Genomic DNA, 7089 nt, shown 5'->3' with positions numbered 1-7089 from the left:
GAACAGGAAACCTGCCGGACGCTCAAGACACGTCTGCTCCGGGCTTTAAAGATCGACCACGATCGGGGAATGGCCGGTGCGGGGCAGAAATTTTTCCAGCAGGTCTTGCGTGCGGATTTTCAGACTGCTGGTGCAGATACAGGGATGGCAGGAGAAATACGGCGCTTCATAGACCTCCCGCTCCATCAGCAGCTGCACGCGGTGGTCTGTATCGTTCATCAGCCCCAGCACCGTGGCGGAGCCGGGGGTGCAGTGCAGAAATTCCCAAAGGGATTCCTCCGGCGCAAAAGACAACCGGGCGGAGCCGATCTGGTGGCTCAAGTCCTTGGTGTGGAAGGGCTTGTCCGGCCCCATGGCCAGGAGGTAAAACTGCGTTTTCTGCCGGTTGCAAAGAAAGAGATTCTTACAGATGGGCATCCCCAGCACGGCACTGACAGCGGCGCACTTTTCCATATTGTCTGCCGGGTCGCTGGTGACGCGGTCATACTCAATGCCCAGGGATTCCAGCATGCCGAACGCGGCGGCCTCCTGAGGGAGCAGCTCTCCCTCGGGCCGGGTGTTATGATACGGAGGCGAAATTTCCATGCGATTACGCCTCCTCGAGCAGCTTGTCGCCGGCACGGTAGATATCACCGGCACCAACGGTGAAGATCAGGTCACCGGGCTGGGCAATCTTCCGCAGTTCCTCCGCTACCTTATCCAGCGTGGTGCAGTAGATGGCGCCGGGAATGTTGCGGCACAGATCGGAGGAGGAGATGCCCAGCGTGTTTTGCTCCCGGGCTGCGTAGATCTCCGCCAGAATGACCACATCGGGAATCTTCAGCTCTTCCACGAACCGGTCAAAGAGTTTGGCGGTGCGGGAATAGGTATGGGGCTGGAATGCCACGATCAGCCGCTGATGGGGCAGTTCCTTGGCGGTGGTCAGCAGGGCGTGAAGCTCGTCAGGGTGATGGGCGTAATCGTCATAGACCTCGGCACCATGATAGGTGCCCTTATGCTCAAAGCGGCGTCCGGCACCGGTGAAGGCGGCCAGGCCTTCTTCCACGGCGGAGCCGGGCAGACCCAGGGCATGGGCGGCTGCGGCGGCCGCCAGAGCGTTGAGTACATTGTGGCGGCCATAGACATGGAGGGTCACATGGGCATAGAACTGACCGTGGATCAGCACATCAAACACCGGCAGACCGTCCTCCTCATGGAGATTGGAGGCTGTGCAGTCCGCAGGACGCTCCAGACCGAAGGTGATGATCGGGTGCTCCAGCCCCTGGACGGAATCCATGGCCCCCTGGTTGTCGGCGTTGACGATGACATGCCCCGCAGGCGGCACCAGCTGGGCAAACTTGTGGAAAGAGTGCTCAATATCATTGAGATCCTTGAAAAAGTCCAGATGGTCCGGTTCCACATTCAAAATCACAGCAACCGTGGGGAAAAAGCTGAGAAAGCTGTTGCAGTATTCGCAGGATTCCAGAATGATGGTGTCGCCGTGGCCCACCCGGTAACCGGAATGAAGCAGAGGCAGCGTGCCGCCGGGGTCTGCCTGGGCGGCCATAAAGATGTGAGTGCACATGGAGGTGGTAGTGGTTTTGCCGTGGGTGCCTGCTACGCACAGGGCATTGGGATAGTGTTGCATAATGGCGCCCCAGGCCTGGGCCCGCTCGTAGACCGGGATGCCCCGGGCCACAGCGCCGGCAATCTCCGGATTGCTGTCGTGGACGGCGGCGGTGCGGACCACGAACTCACAGTCCCCCAGGTTATCGGCATTGTGGCCGATGGACACGGGGATACCCAGGGAGCGCAGGTGGCGGACGGTATCACTTTCCGTCATATCGGAGCCCTGGACCTGGAGCCCCATGCCCCGCAGGACCTCCGCCAGCGGACACATGGACACGCCGCCGATGCCGACCAGGTGTACGCGTTTGCCGGGAACCAGGTATTCGCGGATGGGATTCGGATTGTTCATCATAGGACGGAGACTTCCTTTCCAAATAAGCGCCCCGCGTTGCAAAGGCGGGAAAAACATTGTATAATCATAAGCAATTTATTATAATACGGAAAGTAGAGAAATGCAACCAAAAGGACGGGAAAAACCGTGACGGAAATACCGCAGGATGTAAAACTTGTGATGGAGACGCTGGAGGCGGCAGGGCACGAGGCATGGTGCGTGGGCGGCTGCGTCCGGGATCTGCGCCTGGGGCGGACCCCGGAGGACTGGGATGTGACCACCAATGCACTGCCGGAGCAGACGCTGGCCCTCTTTGGGGACCGGGCGCTCCCCACGGGGCTTCGGCACGGTACGGTTACGGTCCGCACTTCGGAGCGGGCAGTGGAGATCACAACCTTCCGCAGGGATGGGAATTACCGGGATCACAGAAGGCCGGAGCGGGTGACCTTTACCTGCTCGCTGGAGGAGGATCTGAGCCGCCGGGATTTTACAGTGAACGCCATGGCCATGGACCTGCGGGGTGTGTTCCGAGACCCCTTTGGCGGTGCGGAGGATTTGAAGATGGGAATCCTGCGGTGCGTGGGGGAGCCGGAACGGCGGTTCCGGGAGGATGCGCTGCGGATGATGCGGGGACTGCGGTTTGCGGCGGATCTGGCATTTTCCATTCATCCGCAGACGGCGGCGGGAATTCACCGCTGCCGGGAACTGCTGGCGGAGATCGCACCGGAACGGATTCAGACGGAACTGACCCGGCTGCTGACCGGACAGCAGCCGGCAGAGGTTTTGCGGGCCTATCCAGATGTGCTGGGAGTATTCTGGCCGGAGATTTTGCCCATGGTGGGGTTGGATCAGAGAAACCGGCATCACTGTTATGATGTGTGGGAACATACCCTCCATGCGCTCTCCGCATCGCCGCCAGACCCGGTGGTCCGATACACCATGCTGCTGCATGATATCGGCAAACCTGACTGCATGCGGCTGGATGAAGACGGGAGGGGACATTTCCGGGGACACCCGGTCCAGAGTGCCCGTATGGCGGAGCAGATGCTCCGCCGCCTTCGGTTCGATAACCGGACGCGTGCGTGTATTGTCCGACTGGTGGAGTGGCATGACCGGCCGATTGCCGCCACAGACCCGGCGGTCCGGCGCTGCCTGCGGGCACTGGGGGAGGAAGATCTGCGGCGCCTGCTGGCAGTGAAGCGGGCGGACAATCTGGCACAGGCACCGGCCTATCAGGACCGCCAGCGGGAACTGGACCGGGTGGAGGCAGTACTGGACCGTCTGGTGGAAGAAAATGCCTGCGTTTCTCTCCGGCAGCTGGCGGTGTCTGGCCGGGACCTGCTTGCCCTCGGCTATGTCGGGCCGGCAGTGGGCCGGGAACTGAACCAGCTGCTGGACGCTGTGGTAGACGGTGTGGTACCGAATGAACGGGCAAGTCTGCTGGACTGGGCCCGAAAGGACAGACAGGATTGCAGGTGACCGGGAGCGGACGGCCCTGCGGTGGAACGATCAAAAGCGGCGCTGGGGAGAACCCGGCACCGCTTTTTTGATTATTCCGCCTGCACAACGTCCGGGTACAGTTCCCGGCACAGCCGTTTGCCGGTCTTTGTACGGAAAATAGACGTATAGGCGTGCTTTCTGGCTTCTGCGGGAAGCTGATCCTCGTACAGATTGACCAGGAAATCCGCCTCCACAAGGATCTGGTAGTCCAAGCCGTCAATGCCGGTGTAAGTGTGGTGATGCCCCACCAGATAAGCCACGCGTGCTGTTATCGCAGCGGGGGCATGTAGAGATTCCAGAAGCGTTTTTGCCTCTGTGGGGCCCAGTTCCTCCTGATATTTTCCGGCACTGGAGCCATAGAGCGCTTCCGCCCGGTGGATGCCGATATCATGGACCAGAGCGGCGGCTTCCGTGATCTCTTGGAGATCGGAGGGAAGTCCCTCCGAGAGCCCGATGAGGCGGGCAAAGGCGTGGACCTTCAGAAAGTGGTGAATCCGCATGGGGTCGCCGGCATCATAGGCAATCATGGCAGAGGTGAGAGCTTGCAAATCCATTGAAATTCTCCTTTACACCAGGTCCGGCAATACCCGCAGATCCTGGATCTCGTAGTCGATACGCAGTCCCGGCCGGCGGGGGCTGTGATGGGGGTTATACCAGCAGCAGGGGAGTCCCGCGTTGTTGGCGCCGGCGATGTCAGTGGCCAGGGAGTCACCCACCGCAAGGGTATTTGAAGCACTGGCTCCGGGGATATGGGCAAGAACATAGTCGTAGTAGGCCCGGTCCGGCTTGGATGCACCGGCATCTTCTGAGGTAAACGATTCGGTGATAAGGTCTGCGAACGGGCTGTTTTGCAGGCGGCTTCTCTGCACGGAGGCTACCGCGTTGGTAATGATGTACAGCCGGTGCCCGCAGCTGACCAGTGTCCGACAGACCTCTTCCGCATAGGGCAGAGGGTAGACACATTCCCCCAGAGCCGAAAGATAATCCCGGTTGCAGGTGGCGGCATCCCGGTTGAGATGCAGCGCATGAAAAAAGCGGACATACCGCTCCAGCGTGACAAATTCCTTGGAGACCTTTCCCTGGTCAAAGGCATCCCATAGCTCTTGATTGATCTGATGATAGAGCTGGCGCACCTCAGGTGTATCCGGTACATCATGGCGCCGACACATACAGGAAAACGCGCGGGCGGAGGCCTTTGGAAAATCAAACAGGGTATCGTCCGCGTCCAGCAGCAGATTCAGATAATGCATGGGCATTGTCCTTTCATCAGGGGGTGGACTTGAAAAGCGGGGGGCCGCCTGAAAATGATCTTATCTTATCACGGCCCGGGGAAAAAGACAATCACCACCGGCGTACTTTCCCATACCATGGAACGAGGGGGGAATGCCGGATGAACAAGACCTTTGGCGTCATTGGCGGAGACCGCCGTCAGGCGGAACTGGCCGGATTACTGGAGGCCGACGGCTGTATGGTGCGTACTTATGGACTCGGGACCTGGCGGAGCGGGGACGAAACATCCCTGCGCCAGGCAGCGGCGTGCGACGTGGTGATTTTGCCGCTGCCGCTGTGCCAGGGAGACGGTGTACTGAACTGCCGGGAAAGCCCGGTCCCGACCTTGGATTTGTTCCAAAGTCTGCGGCCGGATCAGCTGATCCTGGCAGGGCAGGTGAAACCCAAGCAAATACGGGAGGCGGAACTGTGCGGCCTGAAGGTGGAGGATTACTTCCTGCGGGAAGAACTGACGGTTGCCAATGCCGCAGCTACGGCTGAGGCAGCAATTCAGGTGGCGATGGAACAGCTGGACCGAACGCTTCTGGGAATGGACTGCCTGGTGGTGGGCTTCGGACGTATCGGAAAACTGCTCAGCAGCCGGCTGCACGGTCTGGGCGCCCGGGTGACAGCAAGCGCAAGAAAGCCCGGAGATCTGGCCTGGATCCGCGCCTACGGCTGGCAGGCGCTGGAAACCGGAGGTCTGGACGGACGGCTGGAATCCTTTGGCGCAGTGTTCAACACGGTCCCCTCTCTGATCCTGGATGCAGCGCTGCTTTCCCAGCTTTCACCGGGATGCCTCTGCGTGGATTTGGCATCTGTGCCGGGAATTGACCTGGCCGCGGCAGAGTCCCTTGGGCTGCCGCACGTGTGGGCAAGATCCCTTCCGGGGCGGCTGGTGCCCCGGACGGCGGCAGCTGTAATTCGGGATGCAGTCTATTACATCTTGGAAGAACGAGGTGAACCTGCGTGAGGAAGGAACGTGTCGGATTTGCAGTCTGCGGGTCCTTCTGTACCCATGAAGAGGTGCTCAAAAGCCTGGAGGAACTGACGCATATCTATGAAACCGTGATCCCGATTGTCTCGGAGACCGCGGCATTCACAGACACGCGTTTTGGAACCTCTGAGGATCTTCTGGAGCGAATCAGAAAACTGACAGGGCGGGAACCGCTGTGTGATATCCCGGCGGTGGAACCCATTGGCCCCAAGGCACTGCTGGATGTTTTAGTCATTGCGCCGGCTACCGGAAATACCATTGCTAAATTGGCCGCAGGAATTACGGATACGGCGGTTACTATGGCTGCCAAGGCCCATCTGCGTAATGGAAGACCCGTGGTCATTGCCATGGCCAGCAATGATGGCCTGGCAGCGGGAGCAAGAAACATCGGAGAACTGCTGGTGCGGAAACATTACTATTTCGTACCGTTTGGCCAGGACAACGCCCGGCTCAAGCCCTGTTCGCTGATGGCGGACTTTACCAAGATTCCGGAGACGGTGGATGGCGCACTCCGGGGAGAACAGATCCAGCCACTGCTGGTGCGGTAGGAAAGGCGCGGAGATTTCCGCGCCTTTCCTGATGCTCTAACGCAAATTTGACGTTCTCTTTTTCCCAGCATGTATGCTATACTGAATACATTCATAATAGAACAGCAGTGGAAAGGTGGGAACGGATGTCTTTAGCAACAAAACAGGCCCTGGCGGATTCCTTCCGCAAACTTTTGGCAAAGCGCGGGATGGACAAGATTACAGTGAAGGAAATTGTGGAGGACTGCGGTGTGAACCGACAGACCTTCTATTATTATTTTCATGATATCTATGATTTGCTGGAGTGGATTTTAAAAGATGCTGCCGAAAATCTCCTGGCCCGGAATACGGATTACAGCGACTGGACAGAGGGACTGAAAACCGTCATGGAGTATATCCAGGAAAATCGGGAGCTGGTTTTGAATGCATATCATTCCATCAGTCATGAGACACTGGCGGACTACATTAAAAAGTGTTTTCGTCCGTATACATCTGAGCTGGTCCGCAGCCAGGCTACGGAGCTGGGACGGCCAGTGACAGAGGAAGATCTGGATTTCATTACCGATATTTTCACCCTGGCGGCATCCGGACTTATTATGGAGTGGATTGGAAAACACCTGAAGCGGGAAGACACTGTTCAACGGCTGGAACGATTCCGGACAGCGATCAATGGCTGTGCGAGGTTTATGCTGGAGAACCTCGGAGCGGAGACAACAGAAACTTACAATAAGCAAAAGTTATAACATGGATCATGCAATAACCTCTGTTTCATAAGGAAGAAGAAAAAAGGCGCAGAAAGCAGCAGGTGCTGAAAAAAGTAAAAAAGACGCGAAAAAGGTGTTGACAAATGGGGAAAG

General features: G+C 58.3%; 8 protein-coding genes. 4 read left to right on the top strand and 4 right to left on the bottom strand.

Features of this window, described 5'->3' with window-relative positions:
* Positions 1 to 45: 45 nt before the first annotated feature.
* On the bottom strand, positions 46 to 585 hold the full coding sequence (locus QZL67_RS06935; protein ID WP_022290013.1) for a prolyl-tRNA synthetase associated domain-containing protein: 540 nt from the start codon (positions 583 to 585) through the stop codon (positions 46 to 48).
* 4 nt (positions 586 to 589) lie between these two features.
* The gene (gene murC, locus QZL67_RS06930) at positions 590 to 1960 is read right to left on the bottom strand and encodes a UDP-N-acetylmuramate--L-alanine ligase (RefSeq protein ID WP_022290012.1); all 1371 of its coding nucleotides are present in this window, start codon (positions 1958 to 1960) and stop codon (positions 590 to 592) included.
* A 159-nt stretch (positions 1961 to 2119) separates the two neighbouring features.
* On the opposite strand from murC, the gene QZL67_RS06925 reads away from it, so the two are divergent.
* Positions 2120 to 3418, top strand: coding sequence for an HD domain-containing protein (locus tag QZL67_RS06925; RefSeq protein WP_292920051.1), 1299 nt, complete (start codon positions 2120 to 2122; stop codon positions 3416 to 3418).
* Between the two features lie 71 nt (positions 3419 to 3489).
* Here QZL67_RS06925 and QZL67_RS06920 read toward each other — a convergent pair whose 3' ends face one another.
* Positions 3490 to 3993: an HD domain-containing protein gene (locus QZL67_RS06920; RefSeq protein ID WP_022290010.1), complete on the bottom strand. Its 504-nt coding sequence runs from the start codon at positions 3991 to 3993 to the stop codon at positions 3490 to 3492.
* 12 nt (positions 3994 to 4005) lie between these two features.
* Entirely contained in the window at positions 4006 to 4689 is a 684-nt protein-coding gene (locus QZL67_RS06915) for a YjjG family noncanonical pyrimidine nucleotidase (protein ID WP_022290009.1), read from the bottom strand.
* Positions 4690 to 4829: 140 nt separating this feature from the next.
* Between QZL67_RS06915 and QZL67_RS06910 the strand changes: the two genes are divergently transcribed.
* The 3 genes from QZL67_RS06910 to QZL67_RS06900 all read left to right on the top strand — a co-directional run bounded on the left by QZL67_RS06910 (position 4830) and on the right by QZL67_RS06900 (position 6975).
* Positions 4830 to 5681 (top strand): dipicolinate synthase subunit DpsA, encoded by an 852-nt coding sequence (locus QZL67_RS06910; protein ID WP_022290008.1) that lies wholly within the window; start codon positions 4830 to 4832, stop codon positions 5679 to 5681.
* Positions 5678 to 6253, top strand: coding sequence for a dipicolinate synthase subunit B (locus QZL67_RS06905; RefSeq protein WP_022290007.1), 576 nt, complete (start codon positions 5678 to 5680; stop codon positions 6251 to 6253). The genes QZL67_RS06910 and QZL67_RS06905 overlap by 4 nt, the downstream gene beginning before the upstream one ends.
* 125 nt (positions 6254 to 6378) lie before the next feature.
* Positions 6379 to 6975: a TetR/AcrR family transcriptional regulator C-terminal domain-containing protein gene (locus tag QZL67_RS06900; protein ID WP_022290006.1), complete on the top strand. Its 597-nt coding sequence runs from the start codon at positions 6379 to 6381 to the stop codon at positions 6973 to 6975.
* Positions 6976 to 7089: the final 114 nt, after the last annotated feature.

It is taken from the genome of Oscillibacter sp. CAG:155 (assembly GCA_000436875.1).
In the GTDB taxonomy this organism is placed as follows: domain Bacteria; phylum Bacillota; class Clostridia; order Oscillospirales; family Oscillospiraceae; genus Oscillibacter.
This window is presented reverse-complemented; position numbering and strand designations above follow the sequence as displayed.

Coding starts and splice junctions, on each gene's coding strand:
- QZL67_RS06915 (WP_022290009.1), bottom strand. CDS start 4,689: ATGCATTATCTGAATCTGCTGCTGGACGCGGACGATACCCTGTTTGAT.
- murC (WP_022290012.1), bottom strand. CDS start 1,960: ATGATGAACAATCCGAATCCCATCCGCGAATACCTGGTTCCCGGCAAA.
- QZL67_RS06935 (WP_022290013.1), bottom strand. CDS start 585: ATGGAAATTTCGCCTCCGTATCATAACACCCGGCCCGAGGGAGAGCTG.
- QZL67_RS06900 (WP_022290006.1), top strand. CDS start 6,379: ATGTCTTTAGCAACAAAACAGGCCCTGGCGGATTCCTTCCGCAAACTT.
- QZL67_RS06925 (WP_292920051.1), top strand. CDS start 2,120: ATGGAGACGCTGGAGGCGGCAGGGCACGAGGCATGGTGCGTGGGCGGC.
- QZL67_RS06920 (WP_022290010.1), bottom strand. CDS start 3,993: ATGGATTTGCAAGCTCTCACCTCTGCCATGATTGCCTATGATGCCGGC.
- QZL67_RS06910 (WP_022290008.1), top strand. CDS start 4,830: ATGAACAAGACCTTTGGCGTCATTGGCGGAGACCGCCGTCAGGCGGAA.